General features: G+C 69.2%; 25 protein-coding genes. 13 read left to right on the plus strand and 12 right to left on the minus strand.

Annotated features, from left to right (window positions below; all coding sequences use genetic code 11):
• Positions 1-210 precede the first annotated feature (210 nt).
• From AC07Y4_RS16725 to AC07Y4_RS16750, 6 genes are all read right to left on the minus strand, one after another.
• Positions 211-1,737 carry an FGGY-family carbohydrate kinase gene (locus AC07Y4_RS16725; protein WP_487848809.1) on the minus strand — a complete coding sequence of 509 codons (1,527 nt, stop codon included), beginning with the start codon at positions 1,735-1,737 and terminating at the stop codon, positions 211-213.
• Positions 1,734-2,870: an alcohol dehydrogenase catalytic domain-containing protein gene (locus AC07Y4_RS16730; RefSeq protein ID WP_487848808.1), complete on the minus strand. Its 1,137-nt coding sequence runs from the start codon at positions 2,868-2,870 to the stop codon at positions 1,734-1,736. Before AC07Y4_RS16730 ends, AC07Y4_RS16725 begins: the two co-directional genes overlap by 4 nt.
• 47 nt (positions 2,871-2,917) lie before the next feature.
• On the minus strand, positions 2,918-3,898 hold the full coding sequence (locus AC07Y4_RS16735) for an ABC transporter permease (RefSeq protein ID WP_354345382.1): 981 nt from the start codon (positions 3,896-3,898) through the stop codon (positions 2,918-2,920).
• The gene (locus AC07Y4_RS16740) at positions 3,895-5,412 is read right to left on the minus strand and encodes a sugar ABC transporter ATP-binding protein (protein ID WP_487848911.1); all 1,518 of its coding nucleotides are present in this window, start codon (positions 5,410-5,412) and stop codon (positions 3,895-3,897) included. The genes AC07Y4_RS16735 and AC07Y4_RS16740 overlap by 4 nt, the downstream gene beginning before the upstream one ends.
• Positions 5,413-5,460: 48 nt before the next feature.
• Positions 5,461-6,381 carry an ABC transporter substrate-binding protein gene (locus tag AC07Y4_RS16745; protein WP_062476114.1) on the minus strand — a complete coding sequence of 307 codons (921 nt, stop codon included), beginning with the start codon at positions 6,379-6,381 and terminating at the stop codon, positions 5,461-5,463.
• Between the two features lie 118 nt (positions 6,382-6,499).
• Complete coding sequence (locus AC07Y4_RS16750) at positions 6,500-7,393, minus strand: helix-turn-helix domain-containing protein (protein ID WP_487848807.1); 894 nt, start codon at positions 7,391-7,393, stop codon at positions 6,500-6,502.
• A gap of 307 nt (positions 7,394-7,700) precedes the next feature.
• Here AC07Y4_RS16750 and AC07Y4_RS16755 point away from each other — a divergent pair, with 307 nt between their 5' ends.
• Positions 7,701-8,948 (plus strand): CaiB/BaiF CoA transferase family protein, encoded by a 1,248-nt coding sequence (locus AC07Y4_RS16755; protein ID WP_487848806.1) that lies wholly within the window; start codon positions 7,701-7,703, stop codon positions 8,946-8,948.
• 93 nt (positions 8,949-9,041) lie between these two features.
• Here AC07Y4_RS16755 and AC07Y4_RS16760 read toward each other — a convergent pair whose 3' ends face one another.
• The 6 genes from AC07Y4_RS16760 to AC07Y4_RS16785 all read right to left on the minus strand — a co-directional run bounded on the left by AC07Y4_RS16760 (position 9,042) and on the right by AC07Y4_RS16785 (position 13,070).
• Positions 9,042-9,302: an acyl-CoA-binding protein gene (locus AC07Y4_RS16760; protein WP_487848805.1), complete on the minus strand. Its 261-nt coding sequence runs from the start codon at positions 9,300-9,302 to the stop codon at positions 9,042-9,044.
• An 81-nt stretch (positions 9,303-9,383) separates the two neighbouring features.
• The gene (locus AC07Y4_RS16765; protein ID WP_172438466.1) at positions 9,384-10,232 is read right to left on the minus strand and encodes a tetratricopeptide repeat protein; all 849 of its coding nucleotides are present in this window, start codon (positions 10,230-10,232) and stop codon (positions 9,384-9,386) included.
• A 7-nt stretch (positions 10,233-10,239) separates the two neighbouring features.
• The gene (locus tag AC07Y4_RS16770) at positions 10,240-10,947 is read right to left on the minus strand and encodes a TetR/AcrR family transcriptional regulator (RefSeq protein WP_070063441.1); all 708 of its coding nucleotides are present in this window, start codon (positions 10,945-10,947) and stop codon (positions 10,240-10,242) included.
• Positions 10,948-11,073: 126 nt separating this feature from the next.
• Positions 11,074-11,550 carry a phasin family protein gene (locus AC07Y4_RS16775; protein ID WP_487848804.1) on the minus strand — a complete coding sequence of 159 codons (477 nt, stop codon included), beginning with the start codon at positions 11,548-11,550 and terminating at the stop codon, positions 11,074-11,076.
• An 88-nt stretch (positions 11,551-11,638) separates the two neighbouring features.
• Positions 11,639-12,088, minus strand: coding sequence for an acyl-CoA thioesterase (locus AC07Y4_RS16780; protein ID WP_062476095.1), 450 nt, complete (start codon positions 12,086-12,088; stop codon positions 11,639-11,641).
• An 85-nt stretch (positions 12,089-12,173) separates the two neighbouring features.
• The gene (locus tag AC07Y4_RS16785) at positions 12,174-13,070 is read right to left on the minus strand and encodes a LysR family transcriptional regulator (RefSeq protein WP_062476092.1); all 897 of its coding nucleotides are present in this window, start codon (positions 13,068-13,070) and stop codon (positions 12,174-12,176) included.
• Positions 13,071-13,201: 131 nt separating this feature from the next.
• Here AC07Y4_RS16785 and gtdA point away from each other — a divergent pair, with 131 nt between their 5' ends.
• From gtdA to AC07Y4_RS16845, 12 genes are all read left to right on the plus strand, one after another.
• Positions 13,202-14,284 (plus strand): gentisate 1,2-dioxygenase, encoded by a 1,083-nt coding sequence (gtdA, locus tag AC07Y4_RS16790; RefSeq protein ID WP_487848803.1) that lies wholly within the window; start codon positions 13,202-13,204, stop codon positions 14,282-14,284.
• Positions 14,285-14,354: 70 nt separating this feature from the next.
• Positions 14,355-15,059: a fumarylacetoacetate hydrolase family protein gene (locus AC07Y4_RS16795; RefSeq protein WP_062476089.1), complete on the plus strand. Its 705-nt coding sequence runs from the start codon at positions 14,355-14,357 to the stop codon at positions 15,057-15,059.
• 16 nt (positions 15,060-15,075) lie between these two features.
• Entirely contained in the window at positions 15,076-16,290 is a 1,215-nt protein-coding gene (locus tag AC07Y4_RS16800) for a 3-hydroxybenzoate 6-monooxygenase (RefSeq protein WP_487848802.1), read from the plus strand.
• Between the two features lie 55 nt (positions 16,291-16,345).
• Positions 16,346-17,326, plus strand: a complete 981-nt coding sequence (locus tag AC07Y4_RS16805; protein ID WP_159273553.1) for a Bug family tripartite tricarboxylate transporter substrate binding protein — start codon at positions 16,346-16,348, stop codon at positions 17,324-17,326.
• A gap of 85 nt (positions 17,327-17,411) precedes the next feature.
• Positions 17,412-18,389 (plus strand): Bug family tripartite tricarboxylate transporter substrate binding protein, encoded by a 978-nt coding sequence (locus tag AC07Y4_RS16810; protein WP_487848801.1) that lies wholly within the window; start codon positions 17,412-17,414, stop codon positions 18,387-18,389.
• A complete protein-coding gene (locus AC07Y4_RS16815) occupies positions 18,389-19,750 on the plus strand; it encodes an FAD-dependent oxidoreductase (RefSeq protein WP_487848800.1) in 1,362 nt (453 codons plus the stop codon). The genes AC07Y4_RS16810 and AC07Y4_RS16815 overlap by 1 nt, the downstream gene beginning before the upstream one ends.
• A 215-nt stretch (positions 19,751-19,965) precedes the next feature.
• Positions 19,966-20,661, plus strand: coding sequence for a hypothetical protein (locus AC07Y4_RS16820; protein WP_487848799.1), 696 nt, complete (start codon positions 19,966-19,968; stop codon positions 20,659-20,661).
• Positions 20,662-20,756: 95 nt separating this feature from the next.
• Complete coding sequence (locus tag AC07Y4_RS16825) at positions 20,757-21,671, plus strand: acyl-CoA thioesterase (RefSeq protein WP_062476073.1); 915 nt, start codon at positions 20,757-20,759, stop codon at positions 21,669-21,671.
• Positions 21,672-21,714: 43 nt separating this feature from the next.
• Positions 21,715-22,323, plus strand: a complete 609-nt coding sequence (locus AC07Y4_RS16830) for a glutathione S-transferase (RefSeq protein WP_095743269.1) — start codon at positions 21,715-21,717, stop codon at positions 22,321-22,323.
• Positions 22,324-22,326: 3 nt separating this feature from the next.
• Complete coding sequence (locus AC07Y4_RS16835) at positions 22,327-22,965, plus strand: SMI1/KNR4 family protein (protein ID WP_062476068.1); 639 nt, start codon at positions 22,327-22,329, stop codon at positions 22,963-22,965.
• A gap of 33 nt (positions 22,966-22,998) precedes the next feature.
• Positions 22,999-23,703 (plus strand): SDR family oxidoreductase, encoded by a 705-nt coding sequence (locus AC07Y4_RS16840; protein ID WP_062476065.1) that lies wholly within the window; start codon positions 22,999-23,001, stop codon positions 23,701-23,703.
• 17 nt (positions 23,704-23,720) lie between these two features.
• Complete coding sequence (locus AC07Y4_RS16845) at positions 23,721-24,329, plus strand: class I SAM-dependent methyltransferase (RefSeq protein WP_487848798.1); 609 nt, start codon at positions 23,721-23,723, stop codon at positions 24,327-24,329.
• The last annotated feature ends 14 nt before the right edge of the window (positions 24,330-24,343 follow it).

Consider the following 24,343-nt stretch of genomic DNA (forward strand, 5'->3'; position numbering starts at 1 on the left):
GGCCTCCTCCTTGATTTCGCTGCGGGAAGCACCCAGTGTCCTGCGCACGGGAAGCGGCGCTGGTGTGCAGCTGCTCAACGACCGCACTGCCCACGCTCACGTCGATGCGGTGCCTTGCGCAGCGAAATTAAGGAGGAGGCCGCAGGCCGGGGGACATTCGCGGAGCAAGGTACCGCGTCGGCGGGAGCGACGCCCTGAACGGCGAATGCGTCATCCCAACCGATGCATCGCATCACGCAACGCCGGGTACAGCGAGGTGTAGATCTCGAAGCGCTCCCGGTAGACCGCCTGCGCCGCAGGCTCGGGCCGCGCGCGTTCCACCAGCGTGACCCAGCCGCGTTCGGCGGTAGCTGCATCGACCAGCCCGGCACCGAGCGCCGCGAGCATCGCCGCGCCGAGGGCGGCTTCGACCTCTTCCTCGATCGTGAACACGCGGTAGCCCGTGACGTCCGCCACGATCTGCATCCACAGGTCGGAATGCGCGGCGCCGCCGACCACGATCAGGCGGTCGTCCAGCGGTTGGCCGCTGCGCCGGCCGGCCTCGATGTTGTGCTGCAGCGCGAAGCTCACGCCTTCGAGCACGGCGCGGTACAGGTGGGCGCGGCTGTGCGCGAGCGAGAGGCCGAGGAAGGCGCCCTTGGCCTGCGCGTCCCAGATCGGGCTGCGCTCGCCCATCAGGTAGGGCAGGAAGACCAGGCCATCGGCGCCGGGCGGCACGTCGACCGCACGGCGTTCGATGAGGGCGTGTGCGTCTTCGCCGGTGCGCGCGGCCTCGGCCACTTCGGCCTGGCAGAAGGCTTCGCGGAACCAGGTGACGGCCGCGCCGGCCGTGATCGCGCCGCCGAACACGTAGCTGCGGTCCGCGCCGCGGTACACGTGCGGCATCGTGATGAGCTGGTGGCGCGCGTCCACCGTCGGGCTCACGAAGCCCCAGCACATGCTGGTGCCGATCATTGCGACATGGTCGCCGCTGCCGGTGACGCCCGCGCAGAAGGTGGCCACCGCCGCATCGACGCCACCGGCCATCAGCGGCATGCCTTCGCGCAGGCCCAACTGCGCGGCCCACTCGGCGCTCAGGTGGCCCACCACCTCGCTCGATTCGACGAGCCGCGGCGGCATCATGCGCGCCGGAATGCCGAGCATGTCGAGCGCCTGCGCCGACCAGCGCCGCCGCGCCGCGTCGTACACGCCACCGATGTTGCCGGCCGAGCTGTGGTCGACCGCGAGCTGGCCCGTCAGCCGCCAGTTGATGTAGCTGTTGGGCGGCAGGAAGTGGTGCGTCTTCGCCCACACCTCGGGGCGGTGCTCGCGCAGCCACAGCATCTTGGTGAAGCCGTAGTAACTGTCGACGCCGTTGCCGGTGATGGCCTGCAGCCGCGCCACGTCGACCGTTGCGTTCACTGCATCGACTTCGGCGGTGGCGCGGCGGTCCATCCAGATCAGGCAGGGGTGCAGCGGGCGCATGGCCTCGTCGACCGGGATGCCAGCGCCGCCGTAGAGGCTGCTCACACACATCGCAGCGATGTCGGTGGCCGCGATGCCGCCTTGCGCCACGCAGGCGCGCACGCTCTCGCACACGGCGTCGAACCAGACCTCGCAGTCCTGCTGCGCCCACAGCGGCTTCGGCGTCTCGGGCTGGTAGGCCACGCTCGCCTGCGCGTGCACCTTGCCGTCGATGCCGACCAGCAGGCACTTGGTGCTCTGCGTGCCGATGTCGACGCCGACGACGTACTTCATGACACTGCGCGGGGCTGCGGCTTGAGCAGCACCTTGATCGAGTCGAGCGAGTTGGCCAGCGCGAAGGCGTGCTCCCATTCGGTCAGCGGAAAGTCGTGCGTCACGATGCCCTTCGAGGTGACGAGCCCACGCGCCAGCAGGTCGATGGCGACCGGGTAGCAATACGGGCCCAGGTGCGCGCCGCGCACGTCGAGTTCCTTGCGGTCGCCGATGATCGACCAGTCGGCGCTCGTCTCCGAGCCGAACACGCTGAACTCCACGAAGCGGCCGAGCTTGCGGATCATGTCCAGGCCCTGCGTCACGCCGATGGGCGCGCCGGTGGTCTCGATGTACACGTCGCAGCCGTAGCCTTCGGTGAGGCCCTTGACGATGGCGTCGGCGTTTTCGGTCTTCGGGTTGATGACGACGTCGGCGCCGTACTGCTTCGCGAGTGCCAGGCGCTCGGGCACGAGGTCGATCACGATGAGCTTCTTCGGTGTCTTGAGTGCTGCCACCTGCGTCATCATCAGGCCGAGCGGGCCGGCGCCGGCGATCACCACCACGTCGTCGAGCTGGAGTTCGCCGCGGTTCACGGTGTGGATCGCGCAGGCCAGCGGTTCGATGATGGCCGCGTCTTCCAGCGAGATGCCGTCGGGGATCTTGTGTACGCGCGAGGTCGGCGGCAGGCGCATGTAGTCGGCCATGCCGCCATCAGCCACGACGCGCTGGAAGCCGAAGATGTGGTGCACTTCGCACATCCAGTACTTGCCCGAGGTGCAGAAACGGCACTTGCCGCAGGGCACGATCTGCTCGGCGATCACGCGGTCGCCTTTCTCCACGCCGAAGTGTTCGGCCGCGCCTTCGCCCAGCGCTTCGACGTAGCCGAAGAACTCGTGGCCGGGAATGACCGGCGCCTTGACCCACGAGGGCTGGCCGTCGCCGCCCCAGAACATCTTCGCGCCCGAGTGGCACTTGCAGTCGGAGGCGCAGATGCCGCAGGCCGCGATGGAAATGAGCAGTTCGTTCGCGCTGATGACGGGCATCGCGACGGTCTCGAGCCGGTAGTCCTTCGGGCCGTGGCACACGACGGCCTGCATGGCGGCGAGTTCGCCGATGGCGCCCGTGGCACCGGGTTGGAGCTTTTGATAAGACATGGATTCCTTGAGATCAGGAGGGGTGCGAAGAAGCGGAGGAGAAGAGGTCAGCGACGGGCTTCGCGGCTGATGAAGATCGCAAGGAGGACGATGCCGCCCTTGATGATCAGTTGCAGGTACGGCGACACGCCGATCATGTTGAGACCGTTGTTGAGCACGGCCAGCAGCAGCGCGCCGACCAGCGTGCCCACGATGGCGCCGCGGCCGCCCGCGATGGACGTGCCGCCCATCACCACCGCCGCGATGGCGTCGAGCTCGAAGCCCACGCCCACGCCGGGCTGGCCGCTGGTGACGCGCGCGGCCTGCACGATGCCCGCGATGGCGGCCGTGAGACCGCTGAGCACATACACCAGCAGCTTGTAGCGCGACACGCGCACGCCCGACAGCCGCGTGGCTTCCTCGTTGCCGCCGATGGCGTACACGTAGCGGCCGAAGGGCGCCATGTTGAGCAGCACGTAGGCCACGAGGTAGGTGGCCAGCATGATGAGGATCGGCACCTTCAGGCCCGCGAGCGTGCCGCTGCCCAGGAAGGCGAACGACTCGGGCAGGCCGTCGATCGGGTAGCCGCCGGTGTAGATCAGGGCGATGCCGCGCGCGATGCCCATGGTGGCCAGCGTCACGATGATCGGCGGCATGCGCAGGTAGGCCACGCAGTAGCCGTTGAACAGGCCGATCACCGCGCCCACGCCGAGCCCGAGCGGCACGGCGAGCACGGGCGGCAGGCCGAAGTGCACCATCAGCCCCGAGGCCAGCGTGCCCGACAGCGCCACCACCGCGCCCACCGAGAGGTCGATGCCGCCCGTGAGGATCGCGGCCGTCATGCCCACCGCGATGATCGCGTTGATGGACGACTGCAGCGCGATGTTCTGCAGGTTGCTCACCGAGAGGAAGTTGTCGGTCGCCACGATCATGAAGACCGAGATGGCAATAAGGCCAACCAGCGGCAGGAAGGCCGTGGAGCGGCGCAGCTGCGTGAAGAACCCGCCCGCGGGTGCCGGCGGCGTGGGATGGGTGGCGGTGGCAGTCATGGGGGGCTCCCGGAGGAAGAGGGAAGGGAGGGAGAAGAAGACGTCGCGTGGCGCATGATTTCGCCCGCGTTGATCGCGTCGCCCGTGAGCGTGGCCACGATGGCGCCGCCCGAGAACACGGTGACGCGGTCGCACAGGCCGACGATCTCGGGCAGCTCGCTGGAGATCATCAGGATCGACTTGCCCTGGCGCGTGAGTTCGCGCATCAGCTGGTAGATCTCGGCCTTCGCCCCCACGTCGATGCCGCGCGTGGGCTCGTCGAAGATCAGCACATCGCAATCGTGGCCGAGCCAGCGCGCGATCACCACCTTCTGCTGGTTGCCGCCCGACAGCGTGGCCACGCGGGTGTCGATGCCCGGCGCCTTCACGCCCACGCGGCGCGAGAGTTCATCGGCAGAGCGTTTCTCCGATGCCGTGTCGACCACGCCCGCGCGGCGGTGCCGCCCGAGGTTGTTCAGCGAGATGTTGAAGCGGATCGTGAAGTCGGTGATCAGCCCTTCGACCTTGCGGCTTTCGGGCAGCAGGCCGATGCCGTGCGCGAGTGCCTGCGTCGGGTCGTCCAGGCGCACGGGCCGGCCGTTGCGCAGCACCGTCTTGCGGTGCGCGCGGTCGGCGCCCATCATGCCCAGCGCGAGCTCGGTGCGGCCCGAGCCCACCAGCCCCGCGAAGCCGAGGATCTCGCCCGCGTGCAGGTCGAAGCGATTGACCGGGCCGTCCTTCACGAGCTGGATCTCGGGCACCTCGAGCACTTTGCGGCTGTTCGGTGCGGGCTGCGGCTTGGGCGGAAAGCTCTGTTCGATGCGCCGGCCCACCATCATCTCGACCAGTGCGTCCACGGTCGTGGCGGCCACCTCGGCATGCCCGGCGTTGGCGCCGTCGCGCAGCACGCTGATGCGGTCGCAGACCTCGAAGATTTCATCGAGATGGTGCGAGATGAAGATCATCGCCACGCCCTTGGCACGCAACGCGCGCATCACCTTGAACAGGTGCTCGGCCTCGTTGGGCGTGAGCGTGGCGGTGGGTTCATCGAGCACCAGCAGCCGCGCTTTCAACGACAGCGCCTTGCCGATCTCGACGAACTGTTGCTGGGCTACCGAGAGCTGGCAGATCGGCACGCCGAGGTCGATCTGCACGCCCAGTTCGTCGAACACCGCTCGGGCTTCGCGCTGCATCGCCGCCTGGTCCATGAGGCCGAAGCGATTCGTGAGGTAGCGGCCCAGGAAGATGTTCTCCACCGCGTTCAGGTACGGCACCAGGCTGAACTCCTGGAAGATGATGCCGATGCCCGCCGCGATGGCGTCGCCGTAGCCGGCGAAGTGGCACTCGGTGCCGTCGATGACGATGCGGCCCTCGTCGGCCTGGTGGATGCCGCCGAGGATCTTCATCAGCGTCGACTTGCCCGCGCCGTTCTCGCCGAGCAGCGCGTGCACCTCGCCCTGGCGCACCGAGAGGTCGATGCTCGACAGGGCCTTCACGCCCGGGAAGCGCTTGGACACGCCTTCCAGCCGCAGCATCTCCCGGGGTGGTTCGTACGTGACGGTCACGGGCGGTGCCTGTGGGGCTTACCAGCTGAAGGTCTTGGCGCCTTCGGCGTCGATGAGCTTCACGTCGACCGGCACGGCCGCGGGCACGTTGGCGCCCCACTTCTTCGCCAGGGCGATGCCGATGGCCAGGCGGATCTGGTCGCGCGGGTACTGCGCGGTGGTGGCGATGAACTTCGAGCCCGCCTTCTGCATCGCCTTGATGGCTTCGGGCGCGCCGTCCACGCTGGTGAGCTTCACGTCCTTGCCGCTGGCTTCGATGGCGGCGAGGGCGCCCATCGAGCCGCCGTCGTTCACGCTGAACACGCCCTTGAGGTTCTTGTTGGCCTGCAGGATGTTTTCGGTCACGGTGAGCGCGGTGGCGCGTTCCTGCTTGCCGTTCTGCGTGCTCACGACCTTGATGCCGGGGTACTTGGCCAGCGCCTCGCGGCAGCCCTTCACGCGCTCCAGGATCGGCACGACCGGGATGCCGTCGAGGATGGCCACGTCGCCCTTCTCGCCGATGTTCTTCGCGAGGTACTCGCAGGCCAGGCGGCCGGCGTCGAGGTTCTTGGAGCCCACGAACGAATCGACCGGGCCTTGCGCGTTGGCGTCGACCGCCACCACGATCACGCCGGCCTTCTTGGCCGAGCGCACCGCCGACTGCACGCCGGCCGAGTCGGTCGGGTTCAGCAGCAGGATGTCGATCTTCTTCTGGATCATGTCTTCCACGTCGCCGATCTGCTTGGCCACGTCATGGCGCGCGTCGGTGGTGACCACGGTGGCGCCGATGCTGGCGGCGGCTTCTTCCAATGCCTGCTTCATCGTCACGAAGTAGGGGTTGTTCAGTTCCTGGAAGGTCATGCCGATGCGCAGCGGCTGCTTGGGCGCCTGTGCCAGTGCGGCGGTGGTGCCACAGGCGAGGGCGGCGACGAGGGCGGTGGCTTTGAGAAGGCTCTTCATTGGGTTGTCTCCTTGAGGTTGGTTGTGTGACGGTCTGCAAAAAACGCGGGCAAAGGGGCGCCCTGCGCGGCGCGGAGTGCGCCGCGCCAGGAACGACGCGGGGAACACGGGGGGGGCGCTACGGCGGGCTGTTGGCGGCGCGCGATGCAGCGAGCTGCATGCGATGGAAATGGCGGAACTTGGTCGGCGGCATGCGCTTGTGCAGCAGGAACTGCCGGTTGAAGTTCGACACGTTGTTGAAGCCCACGTCCATGCAGACGTCGAGCACGGGCTTGTCGCTGTTGGCAAGCAGTTCGCAGGCGCGGCCGATGCGCAGCCGGTTCACGTAGCGCACGAACGACTGCCCCGTGTGCTTGCGAAACGACCGCGAGAACGCACTCGGGCTCTGGCCCACCAGCTCGGCCAGCATCGGTTCGCGCAGCTCGTCGCCCAGGTTGGCGGCGATGTGCGCCAGCACGTTGTTGATCGCGTGCGACATGAAGGCCTTCGGGTCGGGCGTGAACGCGGGGCTGGCCAGCCGCTGGCGGTCGTCGCTGGCCACCAGCAGTTCGAACAGCGACAGCAGCAGCACCACGCGGCGCAGCCCGCGCGCCTCGAGCAGCCCTTCCATGATCGGCTTGGCCGCGGCGGCGGTGGCGGCCGAGAAGAGCAGGCCCGAGGCCGACTCGGCCAGCAGCGGCTCGATGCGGCGGAACTCGGGGAAGGTGGCCGCCATGTTGCGCACCAGCGCGGCCGGAAACTGGATCACGATGCCGCGGCGCTCGACGCTCTGGCCGGCGGGCACGTCGCTGATCCAGTTGTGCGGCAGGTCGGGGCCCATGAACACGAGGTTGCCCGGCTCGAAGTGGCCGACGTGGTCGCCCACGAAGTACACGCCCTGGGTCTCGACGATCAGCTGGATCTCGTACTCGGGATGGAAGTGCCAGCGCACCGTGCGATACGGATAGCCGTGCGCCCAGGCGGTGAACGATTCGTCACCTTGGACTTCGACGATTTCCAGATCGGGTTGCATGGCCGGCGGTCTTTCCTCTGTGGTGGTGGCCCCGGGGTGGGGTGAGGCGGACTGTACGAATCGCTCCGGATGCCAACAACCAGCGTTGGGGTGCGCAACTGATACTTTTTTGAGTCGCGGTCCTGCCTGGTAGTGAAGGGCGCGACGACGCGCTGCGCTGCAGCAAACCCCTTTCTCCTCGGGGTGTGGCGCGTGTGGGAGCGCAATTGCTGCAGTGCAAAAGAGCCGCGTCGCGCCGTGTCAAGATTTCATAGGTGTTTTCCCGGCCCGACGCGGTGTCCGGGGCGGCACGGCACACTCGCAGGCCATGACGCAAAGCTCTCTTTCCCTTCCGGCCGCGGGTCCGCTGGCCGGCCTCAAGGTCGTCGAACTCGGGCAACTGATCGCCGGCCCCTTCGCGGCGCGCACGCTGGCCGACTTCGGCGCCGACGTGGTCAAGATCGAGCCGCCCGGCGCAGGCGACCCGCTGCGCACCTGGCGGCTGCTGAAGGACGGCACCTCCGTCTGGTGGCAGGTGCAGTCGCGCAACAAGCGCTCGCTGGCGCTGGACCTGCGCCAGCCCGAGGCGCAGGCCATCGTGCGCCGGCTCGCGGCCGAGGCCGACGTGCTGGTCGAGAACTTCCGCCCCGGCGCGATGGAGGGCTGGGGCCTCGGGCCCGACGAGCTGCTGGCCGCCAACCCCGCGCTCGTGATGCTGCGCATCAGCGGCTACGGCCAGACCGGCCCCTACCGCGACCGCCCCGGCTTCGGCGTGGTGGCCGAGGCCATGGGCGGGCTGCGCCACCTCACGGGCGAACCGGGCCGCGTGCCGGTGCGCGTGGGCGTGTCGATCGGCGACACGCTGGCCTCACTGCATGGCGTGATCGGCGTGCTGATGGCCATGCAGCACCGCCACGCCACCGTGAGCGCCGAATTTCCGAAGGGGCGGGGCCAGGTGGTCGACGTCGCGCTGTACGAGGCGGTCTTCAACTGCATGGAAAGCCTGCTGCCCGAGTACGCCGAATTCGGCGCGGTGCGCGAGGCCGCCGGCAGCGCGCTGCCGGGCATTGCGCCCACCAACGCCTACCGCTGCGCGGACGGCGGCTACGCCATCGTCGCGGGCAACGGCGACAGCATCTTCAAGCGGCTCATGGCCTGCATCGGCCGGCCGGACCTTGCGGCCGACCCGGCGCTGGCCGGCAACACGGGGCGCGTGGCGCAGGTCGGGATGCTCGACGCCGCCATCGGCGACTGGGCCGCGCAGCGCACGGTGACCGAGGTGCTGGCTGCGCTCGATGCGGCGCACGTGCCGGCCGGGCGCATCTACACCATCGCCGACATCGCGGCCGACCCGCACTACGCCGCGCGCGGCATGCTGCAGGAGGTGACGATGCCCGACGGCAGCGCGCTCGCGGTGCCCGGCTTCGTGCCCAAGCTGTCGCTCACGCCGGCCGGGCACCGACGCAATGCGCCGGCGCTGGGGGCGGACACACAGGCGGTGCTGGAGGAGATCGGCTTGAGCGCCGAGCAGATCGCCGCGCTCCAGGAACGCGGGATCGTCGGTTCTGCTTCGTGAGACACCGCGGAACCGGCTTTGCCGGGCCGCAGGTGTCGCCCCCGGAAGGGGGTTGGCGCAGCGACACGAAGTGCGCGCAGCCTGGGGGAGAGCCTAGCCTGCGCGCAGGGATTCGATCAGGTCGATGTATTTTTGCTTCGCCTCGTCGGCGGTGGCGCCCTTCTGGGCGGTCCACGCGTCCCACTTGGCGCGCGCGACGATGTCGCTGAAGCTGGGCTTCTTGGCGGTGTTGTCGCCTTCGGTCGCCTGCTTGAACAGGGCGTAGATCTTCAGCAGGGTCGGGTTGTCGGGGCGCTCGGCCAGCAGCTTGGAGTTGGCCTGGGCGGCTTCGAATTGGGTGTTGAGGTCGGACATGGCGGTCGGGAAGAAGGTCGGAAACCGCGCATCTTAAATGGGTTGGTACCAAGTGGTACCAATAGCAAGCGTTCAGGCCCTTCAGTCCGTCAGGCCGGCGCGCGCCAGCTCCACATCCAACCGCTCGCGCGCATCCGCCGGCGTCAGCGCGGCCGCCTTCTCGTACAGCCCGTTCGCCTCGCCAAGTCGCGACTCGCCGTGCAGCATCAGCAGCGCACGCGCGTACTCCATCATTCCGGCCGCCGACTGCGGGTGCAGCGCCAGTCCGCGCTCGAACAGCTCGATCGAGGTTTCGGCGCGCACGCCGTACGTCATGCGCCCGACCAGCGCGCCGACCTTGTCGATCACTTCGGCGTGGAAGGCGGCCAGCGCGAGGTGCGCGTCGCCGTGCTCGGGCTGCAGCTCGATCACGTGCTCCAGCGCGCCCTTGAGCTTGGTGCCCAGGCCTTGCGCCAGGGCGCGCGCCACGCTGATGCCCTGGCTGTAGCGGCCCAGCGCGTAGGCCTGCCAGTACAGTGCCTGGCAGTTGTCGGGTTCGGCCGCGACCTGCGCGCCGGCGCGCTCGATCACCTGGCGGAACATGGCGAGCCGCACGGCCTCGCGCGGCTCCAGGTAGTTGGCGTAGATCGCGGTCGCCTGGTTGGCGAGCGCCAGGCCGTCGGGGCCGTGGCGCAAGCCGAGGGCGGCGGCGCGTTCGAACTCGCCGCTGTGGTACAGCGCCCAGCCTTCGGCCAGCGGCGCGTCGGGCGCGGGCGGCGGCAGTGCGTGGCCGGCGTGCAGGCGCTGCCAGTGGGCGAGCAGGCTGCGCGCGTCGTAGCGGGGCACGTCGGGGTAGGGAAGGGGCGTCCAGGGTTCGGTGCCGGCGGTGGCAGTGGCCGCGGCAGGGCCGGCGGACAGCAGCGAGAGCGGTTTGAAATCGGAGTGGGGCATGGATGTTCTAGGCCGCCATATCGACAGTCGGTGGCACGGGGCTGGGGTTGCTGGCGGCGCTTTCGCCGTTGTAGGCATTGCTCAGCGCCAGCAAGTGGCGACGCTGGTCACGTGCGAGGTAGGGCGCGAGCAGGTGCAGCGTGTGGTGGCCGCCGCGCATCAGCGCGCCCTGCGCGTGCGCGGGCTCCAGCGCCTGGCGCGGGTTGCGCACGTACTCGTAGCTGAGCCAGTAGGTCAGCACGACGACCATGCTCTGGGCCAGCGTGTCGACCTCGTGCGCGTCGATGTCCAGGTGGCCGGCGCGGCTCAGGCCGGCGATCAGCTGGCGGATGGCGCGTGCCTTGTTCTTGAGCACGAGCTGGAACTGGGTCTCCAGGTGCCGGTTCTTGCTCAGCAGGTCGTTGAGGTCGCGGTACAGGAAGCGGTAGCGCCAGATCAGCTCGAACAGGCTGTGCATGAAGAACCAGGCGTCCTCCACGTCGTGCACGCCTTCGCTGGCGTGCAGCAGCTCGTTGAGCTCGGCTTCGTAGCCTTCGTAGAGCTTGTTGATCAGCTCTTCCTTGGCGGGGTAGTGGTAGTAGAGATTGCCGGGGCTGATGTTCAGCTCGCCGGCCACCAGCGTGGTCGACACGTTCGGTTCCCCGAAGCGGTTGAACAAATCCAATGCGGCTTCGAGGATGCGTTGCGCAGTGCGGCGTGGCGCCTTCTTTGCCATGTCGGTGCCCCCGTGGTTTCTCTTGGTCTTGGGGGCACTCTAGCGCATGTGCGCTGCACCATGAACGGTGCGGGACATGTTTTGCGGCGCTGAATTTTTGTGCAGTGCCGCAATTACAGAACGATGTCAGCCGGCCTTGGTGCGGCGCAGGGTCTTCTTGGCGGCGGGGGCCGGCGCGGTCTTGCGCGAGGCGCGCACGGGCGAGGTCTTGGCATCGCGCTGCTTGAGTTGGGCCTCGAGCGCCTCGACGCGCGCCTGCAGTGCGGCCACGTCGGCGGCCGAGGGCACGCCGAGCTTTTCGAGCGCGCGCGCCACGCGGTCTTCGAAGATGTTCTCGAGCTTGCCCCACTGGCCGGCGGCCTTGGTGCCGAACTCGCTGGCGAAGCCGGCCATGCGCTGCTGCGCCTGGGCCAGGGTTTCCTCGGCGGCCTGCTGGGTCTTCTTCTGCATGCCGGCGCCGTCCTTGACCAGCGCCTCGAAGGCCTTGCTGCCTTCCTGCTGCATCTTGGCGAAGGCGCCGAGGCCGGCCAGCCAGATCTGCTGGGCCGAGTCCTTGATGCGGTCGGTCTTGTCGTTGCTGTCGTCGTCTCGGGAGGTGGCCATGCGGTGTGTTCCTTGGGATGCAATCACACGACTCTAGCCGCCCGGGCGCGCCGTGGTTAGGGCGCGCCGCCTATCCCCGCGCCCGTGATCAGGGCGTGCCGCCGGCGGCGCGGCTGGCGTCCAGGTGCGCCTTGGCGCGCTCGGCCAGCGCCATTTCGCCGGGCGTGCCGGGCACGAAGGCTTCCACCGGCAGCGGCCGGCCGTGCGAGTCGACCGAGACGAACACGATCAGGCATTCGGTGGTCTTTTCCATCACGCCGCCCTTCATGTCGCCGCTGCGCACCTCGACCGAGATGTTCATGCTGGTCTTGCCGGTATAGGCCAGGCGGGCCTCGACCTCGACCAGGTCGCCGATCATGATCGGCCGGTGAAAGCGGATGCTGCCGATGAAGGCGGTGACGCAGTAGCGCTTGGCCCAGCTGGTGGCGCAGGCGTAGCCGGCCTCGTCGATCCACTTCATGACCGTGCCGCCGTGGACCTTGCCGCCGAAGTTGACGGTGCTGGGTTCGGCCAGGAATCGGAGGGTGATGGAAGACATGGGGCGCCTTTTTTCTGTGGGCTGTGGGTGGGGAGCCGCGATTATGCGAGCGCCCGGGCGTCCTTTGGCGCTCGCCCGCCGCTGTTCAGCTGCCGCTGAACAGCTGGGCCAGCGTGCGGCGCAGCCAGGCGTTGCCCGGGTCGGCATGAAAGCGCTCGTGCCAGTGCTGCTTGACGGCGTAGGCCGGCAGCGTGAAGGGCGGCGCCAGCACCTTCACCGGCTCCTGCGTGGCCAGCACGTTGCCCAGGATGCGCGGCACCACCACGATCAGCTCGGTGTGGGCCACGATGCGCGCCACGCTCAGGAAGCTCGACAGCCGCACCACCACGTTGCGCTTCAGGCCCAGGCGCGCGATGGTGGTGTCGACGATGGCGTGCCCCGTGCCCGAGCTGGACACCACCGCGTGCGCCTCTTCCTCGAAGCGCTTGCGCGTGAGCTTGGCGCCGATGCGCGGGTGGTTCTGCGCCGCCAGGCAGACGAAGTTCTGCATGAACAGCACCTGCTGGTAGAAGCCCGCGTCCAGCTGCGGCATGAAGCCCACGGCCAGGTCGACGTCGCCGTCCTGCAGCCGGCGGCCGCTGTGGGTGGAGATGATCTCGGTCTCGATGTGCACGCCCGGCGCCGCATGGCGCAGGTGGTCGAGCAGGCCGGGCAGCAGCACCACCTCGCTGATGTCGGTCATGCAGATGCGAAAGCGCCGCTGCGCGCGCGCCGGCTCGAAGCTGCTGCGGTTGCCCTGCGCCTGCGCCAGCTGCGCCAGCGCCTCGCGCAGGTTCGGGTAGATGCGCTCGGCGTGCGGCGTGGGCTGCATGCCCTGCGCGGTGCGGGTGAACAGGCGGTCGTCGAAGTGCGCGCGCAGCTTGTTCAGCGCCGTGCTGGCCGCCGCCTGCGCCATGCCCAGGCGCTCGGCGGCCTTGGTGACGTTGCCGGTCTTGTAGACCTCGTCGAACACGGCGAGCCATTCGAGATCGAGCTTGGACATGGGGTGAGGCGGGCGGGAGCCTTGAAGGCGAAAGACACCATTATCGAAATTTCGAATTCCGTGTATTGGCACGCGGTCTTGAGGAAATAGTGGTGCGGGTCAACAATGCCGCCAACGGAGACACCGACCCCATGAACCCCGCTTCTTCCCATGCCGCCGGCGCACCGGCCAATGCTGCCGAGCGCCGCGACTACTACGCCCGCATCCGTCCGCTGAACCTCTCGCCGCTGTGGGAGTCGCTGCACGTGCTGGTGCCGCGCGAACCCAAGAGCCCGTGCGTGCCCGCGCTGTGGCGCTACGACGAGATCCGCCCGCTGCTCATGGAGTCGGCCGACCTCATCACCGCCGAAGAGGCCGTGCGCCGCGTGCTGGTGCTCGAGAACCCGGCGCTGCCCGGCAACGCGTCGATCACGCAGTCGATCTACGCCGGCCTGCAGCTCATCATGCCGGGCGAGGTGGCACCGTCGCACCGCCACGTGCAGTCGGCGCTGCGCTTCATCGTGGACGGCAAGGGCGCCTACACCACCGTGGGCGGCGAGCGCACGACCATGCACCCCGGCGACTTCATCATCACGCCCTCGTGGGCCTGGCACGACCACGGCAACGAAGGCATCGAAGGCGTGACCGAGCCGGTGGTCTGGCTCGACGGGCTCGACATCCCGATGCTGCGCTTCTTCGACGCCGGCTTCGCCGAGAACGACGACGCCAAGGTGCAGCACGTGGCGCGCCCCGAAGGCCACAGCCTGGCGCGCTTCGGCCACAACATGGTGCCGGTGCGGCACGACCACACCTCGGCCACCTCGCCGATCTTCAACTACCCCTACCTGCGCAGCCGCGAGGCGCTGGCCCAGTTGCAGAAGCAGGAGGCGCCCGACGCCTGGCTCGGCCACAAGCTGCGCTACATCAACCCGCTGACGGGCGGCTCGCCGATGCCGACCATCTCGACCCAGCTGCAGCTGCTGCCCAAGGGCTTCGCGGGCCAGGCGCACCGCGCCACCGACGGCACCGTCTACAGCGTGGTCGAAGGCCACGGCACGGCCGAAATTGCCGGCCAGCGCTTCGACTTCGGCCCGCGCGACACCTTCGTCGTGCCCTCGTGGGCGCCGCTGCGCCTGTCGTCACCGAACGAAGACACCGTGCTCTTCAGTTTTTCCGACCGCCCCGTGCAGCAGGCCATGGGCATCTTGCGCGAAGCCTTTCTCGAAGACGCCTGAAAGCGCGGCGACCTTCTTTTCCTCTTTTTCTTGTTTGTCTGATGTGCCGTCCCCCGCGGCAGGAGCTTCCATGTCCTTCGTCTTCACGCCCCCTTCCATTGTCGGCCTTCCCATCGTCGGCTCCGACCAGCAGTTCCCCGTGCGCCGCGTCTACTGCGTGGGCCGCAACTACGCGGCGCATGCGCGCGAGATGGGCTTCGACCCCGACCGCGAACCGCCGTTCTTCTTCTGCAAGCCGAACGACGACGCCTCGGTCGTGCCCGTGGCCGAAGGCGCTATCGGCGCCGTGCCGTACCCCTCGCTCACGAGCAACTACCACTACGAAGCCGAGCTGGTGGTCGCCATCGGCAAGGGCGGCAAGGACATTCCTGTCGACCAGGCCGCCAGCCACATCCACAGCTACGCCGTGGGCCTGGACATGACGCGCCGCGACCTGCAGATGAAGATGCGCGAAGCCGGCCGCCCCTGGGAGATCGGCAAGGCCTTCGACTTCTCGGCCCCCATCGCGCCGCTGCGCACGCTGGCCGACGTGGGCGAGATCAACGCCGGCGCCATCACGCTCGAGGTCGACGGCCAGGTGCGCCAGAACAGCGACATCACGCACCTGATCTGGTCGGTGAACGAGGTCATCGCCAACCTCTCGACGCTGTTCGCGCTGCAGCCCGGCGACCTGATCTTCACGGGCACGCCCGAAGGCGTGGGCGCGGTGAAGCCGGGCCAGACGATCAAGGTCAGCATCGAGCGCCTGCCGTCCCTCACCGTGCGCATCGACTGAGTTTCCCGGCCCGCGCATGACCCTCTCGAAGCATCCTCCCTCCGTGCTGCTCGTCGGCGGCGGCATCGGCGGCATGGCGGCCGCGCTCGCGCTCGCACGCCTGGGCGTGGCCATCGACCTGCTCGAACAGAGCGCCGTCATCGGCGAGATCGGCGCCGGCCTGCAGCTCGGCCCCAACGCCTTCGCGGCGCTCGACGCGCTGGGCGTGGGTGAGGCCGTGCGCCGCAGCGCGGTGTTCACCGACCGGCTCGTGATGATGGACGCGGTCGACTGCAGTGAAGTCGCCTCGGTGCCCGTCGGCGAGGCCTTCCGCGCGCGCTTCGGCAATCCGTACGCCGTGAGCCACCGCGCCGACCTGCACGGCGCGATCCATGAGGCCGTGAAGCAGCATCCGCTGATCCGCTTCCACACCTCGGCGCAGGTCGAGGCGATCGACATCGGCGCGCACGGCGTCACGGCCGTCACGCGCGACGGCCGCCGTTTCCAGGCCGACGCCATCGTCGGCTGCGACGGCGTGAAGTCGGTGGTGCGTGCCAAGCTCATCGGCGACGCGCCGCGCGTGTCGGGCCACGTGGTCTACCGCGCCGTCGTGCCCGCGGCCGACATGCCCGCCGACCTGCAATGGAACGCGCCCGTGGTCTGGGCCGGCCCGAACTGCCACCTCGTGCAGTACCCGCTGCGCCACGGCGAGCAGTACAACCTGGTCGTCACCTTCCACAGCCGTGAAGAAGAAGAGTGGGGCGTCACCGACGGCAGCAAGGACGAAGTGCTGTCGTACTTCGAAGGCGTGCATGCGCGCCCGCGCCAGCTGCTCGACCGCCCGACCTCGTGGCGCCGCTGGAGCACCGCCGACCGCGACCCCGTCGAGCGCTGGAGCGACGGCCCGGCCACGCTGCTGGGCGACGCGGCGCACCCCATGATGCAGTACCTCGCGCAGGGCGCCTGCATGGCGCTCGAAGACGCCGTGACGCTCGGCGAGGCCGTGAAGGCCTGCGACTTCGACATGACCGCCGCCTTCCAGCGCTACGAACAGGCCCGCATCGCACGCTGCGCGCGCGTCGTGCTGTCGGTGCGCGAGATGGGGCGCCTGTACCACGCCCACGGCGTGGAGCGCCTGGTGCGCAACAGCCTGTGGACCGGGCGCACGCCTGAACGCTTCTACGATGCGGTCGAATGGCTGTACGCCTGGCGGCCCGAGCATTGCCTGGGCGAGACGCCCGCGCCGCGCTGACACGGTTTTTTCACCCGATCCCTACCAACGAGGCCGAAGGCCCAGGAGACAACCCATGAACTTTCCACGCGCATTGCTGACGACCGCCGTCCTGGCCCTGACCGCCGCCTCCGGCGCCTGGGCGCAGGGCAGCGACTACCCGAGCAAGCCGGTGACGCTGATCACCCCGTTCGCGGCCGGCAGCGGCCCCGACGCGGTGCTGCGCCTCGTGTCCGACAAGCTCTCGCGCCTGTGGAACCAGCGCGTGGTGGTCGACAACCGGCCCGGCGGCGGCGGCTTCATCGCCATCGACCAGGCGCGCCGCGCCGCGCCCGACGGCTACACGCTGCTGCAGCTGGACAGCGAGCACATCGCCGCGCTGCCGCACCTGTACAAGTCGCGCAACTTCGTGACCTTGCAGCACTTCGACCCGGTCGCCTCGCTGTTCCGCACGCCCTTCTTCGTGGCCGTGGGCACCGAGTCGAAGTGGAAGACCATGGGCGACCTGATCGCCGCCGCCAAGGCCAACCCCGAAGGCATCGTCTACGGCTCGTGGGGCGTCGGCAGCCCGGGCCACCTGGGCGCGCAGCAGCTCGAAGCGCTCACGGGCATCCGCATGCGGCATGCGCCGTACCGCGAGGTGTCGCAGCTGTATTCCAACGTGGGCACCGGCGAGGTGCCGTGGGCCTTCGCGAGCATCCCGTCGAGCCAGGGCATCTACAAGGCCGGCAAGCTGCGCTACATCGCCGTGGCCGCGCCCAAGCGCATCCCGCAGATGCCCGACGTGCCCACCATGGCCGAGGCCGGCGGCCCGGCCTCGCTGGAGGTCAACTCCTTCGTGTCGCTGCTGGCGCCCAAGGGCGTGTCGGCGGCCGTGAAGGCCAGGATCAACGCCGACGTGGCCAAGGTCATCGCCGACCCCGACATCCGCGCCCGCTTCGACACCTTCGCCTTCGAGCCGCTGGCCTGGTCGCCCGAGGAGATCGAGCGCAACGCTGAGGCCAAGTCGAAGGTGTATGGGGAGCTGGTGCGCCGGGGCAACATCAGCCTCGACTGACGAGGGTGCGCCTTGCCCAGGGCTCGGCGCGCCAGTTAAGCTGGCTCTCTTTGCATTTTTGTTTACCTTTTAACTGTCTTTTTCCATGCAAGCCACCAAGAGAGCCCTCCTGATCGCCTGCGGCCTGGCCGCCACCGCGGCGCTGCCGCTGTCCGCCAGCGCCGACACCCCCGCGTGGCCGACCAAGCCGATCCGCCTGCTGGTGGGTTTCCCGGGCGGCTCCACGCCCGACATCGCGGCGCGCACCATCGCCGAGCCGCTGTCCCGCGCGCTGGGCCAACCGGTCGTGGTGGACAACAAGGCCGGTGCCTCGGGCAACATCGCGGCCGACCAGGTGGCCAAGGCCACCGACGACCACACGCTGGGCATCGTCATCAACGGCAACCTCACGTCGTCGAAGATGCTGTACCCCAAGCTGCCGTACGACCCCGCGAAAGACTTCACGTACCTGTCGCTGATCGCCACCGCGCCGCTGGTGCTCGTGGCGCAGAACAGCCTGCCCTCGGGCACCGCCTTCTTCGACGCCGCGCGCCAGGCCGGCGACAAGTGGAACTACGGCTCGGTGGGCGTGGGCTCGGTCGGCCATCTGGGCATGGAACTGCTCAAGAGCCGCGTGGCCGGCTTCAAGCCCGAGCACGTGCCCTACCAGGGCAACCCGCAGGTCGTCACCGGCATGCTGGGCGACCAGGTGCAGATGGGCCTGATCCCGCCGGGCGTGGCCATGCCGCAGATCCGCGCCGGCAAGCTCAAGGCCGTGGGCCTCACGGGCGGGCGCAGCGCGCTGGTGCCCGAGATCGCCCCGCTGGCCGACGCCGGCGTGAAAGACTTCAACCTCGAGGTGTGGGTGGCGCTGCTCGGCCCGGCCAACATGTCGAAGACCGCGCAGGCCCGCATCAGCCGCGAGATCGAGATCGTCATGAAAGACCCCGACGTGCGCCGCAAGCTCTTCGAGCAAGGCTGGCAGGCCGTGGGCACCTCGCCCGACGGCATGCGCACGCGCGTGAAGGAAGAGGCGGCGATCATGAGCAAGATCATTTCGACCCGCGGCATCAAGCTCCAGTGATGGCGACGACGCAGCAACCACACACCCTGACCGAACCGGCGCGCGCGCTGCCGGTGTTCGGCGACTTCGACGTGGTCGTGGTCGGCGGCGGCCCCGCCGGCATCGCCGCCGCGGTGAGCGCTGCGCGCCACGGCGCGCGCACGCTGCTGGTGGAGCGCTACGGTTTTCTCGGCGGCATGGGCACCGCGGGCGGCGTGACCAACTTCGCGGGCCTGTACGGCAAGCGCCGCGGCGAGATGACGCAGCTGGTGCGCGGCGTGGTCGACGACCTCATCGACCGCATCGCCGGCTTCAACGGCATGAACGCCCCGCAGAACGGCATGGGCGGGCGCATCTGCGTGCGCTCGTACGACACCTCGGCCTACAAGCTGGCCGCCGACCAGCTGCTCGAAGCGGCCGGCGTGCAGATGCTGTTCCACGCGTATGCCGCGGCGGTGCTGCACGACGGCGCGCGCATTGCCGCGCTGGTGGTCGAGACCAAGTCGGGCCGCCAGGCGATCCGCGCCAATGCCTTCATCGACGCCAGCGGCGACGCCGACGTGGCGGCCTTCGCGGGCGTGCCCTTCGAAGTGGGCGACGGCCACGGCAGCGGGCTGTTCCCGACCACCATGTTCCGCATCGGCCAGGTCGACGCACCGGCCGCGCTGGAAGCGGTGGGCGAGTTCTCGGCCATCAACGGCTTCATGGCGCGCGCCGAGCAGCAGCACCCGGGCAAGTACAGCTTTCCGCGCGAAGGCGCGATCCTGCGGCCCAACAAGGACCCGCGCGAATGGCGCGCCAACGTCACGCAGATCCGCAACGCAGAAGGCCGCGCGATGAACGGCGTCGATGCGCGCGAGCTCAGCGACGGCGAGCTCGAAGGCCGGCGCCAGATCGCGGCGTACTTCAAGTTCCTGCAGGCCGAGGTGCCGGGCTTCGCGCCCTCGGCCATCGTGGAGATCGCGCCGCAGGTCGGCATCCGCGAGACGCGGCGCATCCAGGGCCTGTACGCGCTGGGCCGCGAGGACATCCTCGGCTCGGCCACCTTCGACGACACCATCGGCCTGAATGCCTGGCCGATGGAAATGCACGCCGACGGTCGCATCGAGTGGGCCTTCCCGCGCGACGAAGCCAACGCCTACAACCACCTGCCGTGGCGCATGCTGGTGCCGCAGACGCTCGACAACCTGCTGGTGGCCGGGCGCTGCGCCTCGATGACGCACGAGGGCCAGTCGGCCGCGCGCGCCAGCGGCGGCTGCTTCGTCATGGGGCAGGCGGCGGGCACGGCGGCGGCGTCGCTGGGCAGCGGCCGCTTCGCGGCGATCGACGTGGCGGCGCTGCAGAAAAAGCTGGTGGCCGACGGCGTCGACCTGGACCATTGAGAAGGTGTGAACGAATCCGCCATGCCCGCTCATCCCGCCCAGACACGCCCCCTCTGCGTTGCAAATGCTCGCCATAGCCCGGCTATGGCTGCGCTTTGCGCCTTGAGGGGGCGCGCCTGGGCAGGCTGCTCGGCCACGCCGGATTCATTCACACCTTCTGAGCGCGGCGCGGCGCTAGAGTCCGGGGCTGGATGAACTCGAACCCCGGACACACCGTGCCTCTTTCTTCTTCGCTGTCGACCCCCGCGCGTCGGCTCTTCCTGGCGCTGGCCTGCGCCACCCTCGGCCTGCTGCAGGTGGGCTGCGCCAGCACCCCCGAGGGCGATCCCGTCCACGGCAAGGACCGCGTGCTGAGCTTCGTCGCGGCCAAGGACGGCCGCAAGGTCGCCATCGCCGGCGACAAGTACCACTACGTGTTCGACGGCGACCCGTCCGTGGCCGCGTTGCTGCGCTGGGACGGCCGCACCAAGGTCACGCCCGCGCTCATCGGCGAACTGAAGGTGGCGCGCAACCAGAGCTTCGAAGGCCAGTACGTGCTGATGGCCTTCGACGCCGACCTGACCCCCGAGGACCGCAACTTCCTCGTCCAGACCGGCTTCGCGAAGGCCGAGGTGAAGTACGGCGACCGCACCGGGCCGGTGCTGCGCTACTTCGGCACGGTCTACGGCAAGCGCTACGCGGCGGTGGCGCTGAAGTCGGCCGACACGGTCGATTTCTCGCGGCGCCAGTACCTGAAGTACGTCGAGCAGGAAACGCTCAGCGGCCCGTTCGCCCAAGCCGCGCGTTCGCCGCTGGCGTACGGCGCCGACGGCGCGATGCTGCTGGGCGGTGTGCCGGTGCGCATGGTGGACGGCGGCACCGATCACGGCTGCAGCCTGCGCCTGATGCTGGACATCTGCTTCTTCAAGTAGGCCCGCCGGGCGCTGCTGACCGGGCCGCGACAGCGCGCGGGCCCGGCCTTTGCTATCGTCGTGGATTGCTTTTCTGCACCGAATCCCTTCCCCCGATGACCCCCGAACCCGTCCTTGCCGCCCGCCTCGTTGCCGACCTCGTCGCCCTCATGCAGCTCGAACCCCTGGGCGGCGACCGCTTCCTGGCCCAGAGCGAGGACATCGGCACGCCCGCCGTCTTCGGCGGCCAGGTGCTCGGCCAGTCGCTCATGGCCGCCAGCCTCACGGTGGGCGCCGAGCGCCCGGTGCATTCGATGCACGCCTACTTCCTGCTGCCCGGCGAGCACGCGCCCATCGAGTACAGCGTCGACCGCGTGCGCGACGGCCGCAGTTTCACCACGCGCCATGTGGTGGCGCGCCAGCAGGACCGCATCATTTTCGAGATGTCGGCCTCGTTCCAGACCGTGGACGAGGGCGTCGAGCACCAGTTCCCCATGCCCGCCGTCGAAGGCCCCGAGGGCCTGACCAGCGAGCTCGACCAGCGCATCGCGCTCGGCGACCGCCTGCCCGAACCCTGGCGCTCCAAGGCCATCCAGCCGCACGGCATCGAGTACCGGCGCGTCGATCCCGAAGACCTGCTGCGGCCCGAGGTGCGCCCGACCGAGAACCAGAGCGCCATCTGGATGCGCGCCATCGCGCCGCTGCCCGACGACCTGACGGTGCACCGCGCGCTGCTGGCCTACGCCTCCGACCACGGCCTGCTGCGCGCCGCCATGCTGCCGCACGGCCTGAGCTTCATGAGCGGCCAGGTGCGCCCCGCCAGCCTGGACCACGCGATGTGGTTCCACCGCGATTTCCGTTTCGATGACTGGCTGCTCTACGTGGTCGACTCGCCCAGCGCGGGCGGCGCGCGCGGCCTGTGTCGCGGCAGCCTCTACACGCGCGACGGCCGCCTCGTGGCTTCGGCGGCGCAAGAGGGCATGCTGCGCATCCGCAAGCCGGGATCGCCGCGCACGCCGATCACGGGCTGAACGGCCTGCCTCCTTTTTCAACACCTACTCGCTCACTCCGGCCATGAAGATCTTCTTCTCTCCCGCGTCTCCCTTCGTGCGCAAGTGCATGGTCGTGGCCCACGAGCTGGGCGTGGCCGACCGCATCGAGAAGCTCCCGAGCGCCGCCGGCCCGGTGAAGCGTGACGCGCGCATCCTTCCGACCAACCCGCTGGGCCAGGTGCCGACCTTCCTCACCGACGACGGCCAGGCACTGTTCGACAGCCGCGTGATCTGCGAGTACCTCGACACCGCGTACGCCGGCGGCCTGTTTCCGGCCGTCGGGTCCGCGCGCTGGGCGCGCCTGACCGAGCTGTCATTGGCCGACGGCATGACCGGCGCCGCGCTGCTCGCGCGCTACGAGACCATGCTGCGCCCCGAGGCGCTGCGCTGGAGCGACTGGACCGACGGCCAGCTCGACAAGGTGCGCACCGGCCTCGAGTGGCTGGAAGCGGCGGCGCCGTCGTTCGGCGATCGCGTCGACATCGGCACCATCGCCTTCGGCTGCGCGCTGGGCTACATGGACTTCCGCTTTCCCTCGGTGGACTGGCGCGCCCAGGCGCCGAACAGCGCGAAGTGGTTCGCCGTGTTCAACCACCGGCCGTCGATGCAGGCCACGTTGCCGACGGCCTGAGCGATGACGTTCGACGATCTCTCGCGCCGCACCGGCATCGAAATTCCCCCGCTGCTGCAACAGCTCCTCGCCAGCGGGCCGCCTGATCTGGTCGGCTTCCCCGACTTCGAGTGGCTGGACGCCGAGCAGGCGGCCAACGACCTCGATGAGTGGCTCGACGCCAAGTGGCAGGACGGCCGTCGCTTCCTGCCCTTTGCGCAATCGGGCGCGGGCGACGCCTACTGCCTCGTGCCGCTGGACGGCGGCGCCGTGGGCGTGGCCTTCGTGTGGCACGACGACGAGGAAAGCAGCGTCGGCCACGGCTCGTTCGCCGATTTCGTCTGCGCGAAATTCCTGGAAGCCTTCGTCGACCTGAGCTACCTCGGCGACTGGGACCTGTCCGAGCCCGAGATGGCCGAGCGCATCGCGGCCGACGTGGCCACCGTCACGGCTTTCATGGACGGCACGGAAACCGCCGCCTACCTGCAGGCGCTGAGCCGGCAGCCGCTGGTCTCGCGGCCTTTCAAGACGGGCCCGCGCGCCAGGCCCGAGCAGGTGCCCTCGCTGATGCCGCAGGCCGAGTTCGAGGAAGACCTGAAGCGCTTCACCCTGCAGGACAGCGCGCCTTTCCCCGTGAAAGCGCGCTGGGACATCGAGGGGTAGGCTACGGGGTTTCATCCGAAGGAGGAACCCACCATGTCAGATCAGAAAGTAGCCATCGTCACCGCCGGCGGCAGCGGCATGGGCGCCGCGGCGGCGCGCAAGCTGGCGGACGACGGCTTTCGCGTCGCCATCCTGTCCTCGTCGGGCAAGGGCGAGGCGCTGGCGCAGGAACTCGGCGGCCTCGGCGTCACCGGCTCCAACCAGTCGAACGACGACATCCAGCGCCTCGTGGACAAGGTCATCGCCGAATGGGGCCGCATCGACGTGCTCGTGAACAGCGCCGGCCACGGCCCGCGCGCGCCGATCCTGGAGATCAGCGACGACGACTGGCACCGCGGCATGGACGTCTACTTCCTGAGCGCCGTGCGCCCCGCGCGCCTCGTGGCGCCGCACATGGTGAAGCAGGGCGGCGGCGCGATCATCAACATCTCGACCTTTGCCGCCTTCGAGCCCGACCCGGTGTTCCCGACCTCGGGCGTGTTCCGCGCCGGCCTCGCGGCCTTCACCAAGCTCTTCGCCGACCAGTACGCGAAGCACAACGTGCGCATGAACAACGTGCTGCCCGGCTTCATCGACAGCCTGCCCGAGAAGGACGTGTTCCGCGAGCGCATCCCGATGGGCCGCTACGGCCGCAGCGCCGAGATCGCCGCCACCATCGGCTTCCTGGCCTCCGAGGGCGCGGGCTACATCACGGGGCAGAACCTGCGCGTGGACGGCGGCATCACGCGCTCGGTCTGAACCCGGCCACGGCGCCCATGACCGTCCCCACCCCGGTGCGCCAGCACATGGACCGCACCATCGCGTCCTACGAAGCGTCCGCGCGCGACTACAACGCGATCGTCGCGGGCCACCGGCCGCCCGAGATCGAGGAGGCGGTGCGCCGGATGATGCAGCTGGTGCCCGCGGGCGGCACCGTGCTCGAGATCGGTTCGGGGTCGGGGCAGGACGCCGACTTCGTCGAATCCCTGGGCGGCGTCGTGAGGCGCACCGATGCGGTCCAGGCGTTTCTCGACCTGCAGGCCGAGCGCGGCAAGAAGGGCGAGCTGCTCAATGTCGTCACGGATGCGCTGGGCGGGCCCTACGACGCGGTCCTTGCGATGTGCGTGCTGATCCATGTCGATCGCGCGCAGATCGCGCCGGTGCTGCGCAAGGTGTTCGACGCACTCACGCCTGGCGGGGTTTTTCTCGCGGCCATGCGCATCGGCGAAGGCGAGACCCTCGGCGACTACCAGACCGTGTACTGGTCGAAAGACGCGTTCGCCGACGCGCTGGCGGCGGCGGGCCTTGACCTGCAATGGGACAGCCAGTGGATCGGCCGCGACGATGTGACCTGGGCCAACTTCCTGGCGTGCCGTCCGCGCTAGCAGCGAGCGGACGA

Source organism: Variovorax sp. GW460-12-1-14-LB1 (assembly GCF_059423605.1).